Source organism: Pseudomonas rustica (assembly GCF_018336155.1).
Classification (GTDB): Bacteria; Pseudomonadota; Gammaproteobacteria; order Pseudomonadales; family Pseudomonadaceae; genus Aquipseudomonas; species Aquipseudomonas rustica.
This window is the reverse complement of the sequence record NZ_JAGYHF010000041.1, coordinates 1-519: the sequence shown is the minus strand read 5'-3', so window position 1 is coordinate 519 and position 519 is coordinate 1. Positions and strand designations below refer to the sequence as shown.

1 protein-coding gene is annotated in these 519 nt (G+C 60.9%); it reads right to left on the bottom strand.

The window, feature by feature from the left end:
- Window positions 1-100: 100 nt before the first annotated feature.
- On the bottom strand, window positions 101-519 hold a 419-nt coding region (locus tag KFS80_RS26770; RefSeq protein WP_212546474.1), incomplete at its 5' end, for a recombination protein NinG.

The window sequence follows — 519 nt, the reverse complement described above, 5'->3', positions numbered from 1 at the left end:
TTGCTGGCCTGCACCCGGGGCTCGACGTTGCATCCGCCGGAACTGTTGATCGTCTCGGCGGCCAAGGCCCGGACAACTGCTGAAATCACGTTGTGGTAGTTCATGCTGCCTGCCCCTTTATCAGCTCTCTGGTCTTTGTCCGGTATTCGGCGGTGATGGCTTTCAGTTGCTCGACTGTTTCTTTGCGTGGCGTGTGGTCGGCTTCCAGCGCCTCGACAGCTTCCAGGCCGATTCGGGCAATCAGCCCTTCGCGGAACGCCTGTGAAACCGTCTGGCCCTTTCGGGCGTACTTGGACGAACCGGCATTACAGCTCTTGCACTGCAACCAAATATTGCTGGGCACCAGCCTGAGTTCTGGGCGGGCGCCCTTGCCGAGGAAGTGACCCGCATCGAACGCACCGCCAGTCTTCCAACCCTGGGCATGGAGGATCGATTCCTGCGACTCACCGCAACTGATGCAACCGCTCCCGATGCTCAGCTCGTAGGTGCGCCGGTAGTCGCGCACGGCCTTCTCTGCGT